Source organism: Roseibium sp. RKSG952, from assembly GCF_009711355.1.
Genome location: NZ_SMMF01000362.1, coordinates 1 through 716, shown reverse-complemented (window position 1 = coordinate 716; position 716 = coordinate 1). Strand labels below are relative to the sequence as shown.

General features: G+C 53.2%; 1 rRNA gene. It reads right to left on the bottom strand.

Annotated elements, in window-relative coordinates:
- Positions 1–188 (bottom strand): 23S ribosomal RNA (locus tag E1297_RS01060); the annotation flags it as partial.
- Between the last annotated feature and the right edge of the window lie 528 nt (positions 189–716).

Here is a 716-nt window from a genome sequence, read left to right as displayed (position 1 = left end):
ACTTAGATGTTTCAGTTCCCCGGGTTTGCTTCCCTTTAAGGGATACTCCATACGGAGTGGGTTGCCCCATTCAGAAATCCACGGATCAAAGCTTATTCGCAGCTCCCCATGGCTTATCGCAGCGTATCACGTCTTTCATCGCCTCTTGTCGCCAAGGCATCCACCGAATGCCCTTAAGACACTTGATCACTCTCATTATCAATGCTCATCTTTTCAAGATGCTCGCGCACCTTCAAAAAGATCATCTTTGTTTGCACTACCGCCCTGCCGGGCTACTTGAGTGCATGACACCCAAAAAGCTCCAGAGGAAGAAGCAACAAACAGCGTTTGCGCCGACACCAGTTCCGGCAGAGGCCCCTTTTAAAACCCCAGCCATCCCCGGCCATACGCAAACAGATCTTGATAAATTAAGACCAGTTTCACGAGATCTCTCTGACGGCCACGCGGTCAAGCTGGCCCTCTGCTTGTTTGCAGAACCCTGGAGGAACCCCCAGAGGTCAAACAGATCTTCTCTTCAACGATTTTCATGAACAGGCGGTGATTGCATTCAATCACCGCAAAACGGTACTCTCTCAAAAGACAAGTTCATCTCACTCACGGCTGAGCCTGACCTGCGCGGGCACGTCCTCACCGGACGGCGCGCAGTCGCGCTCAAGCAGCCCCTCAGGGCGGCAGCGCCGGAATAATGGTGGAGCCAGACGGGATCGAACCGACGA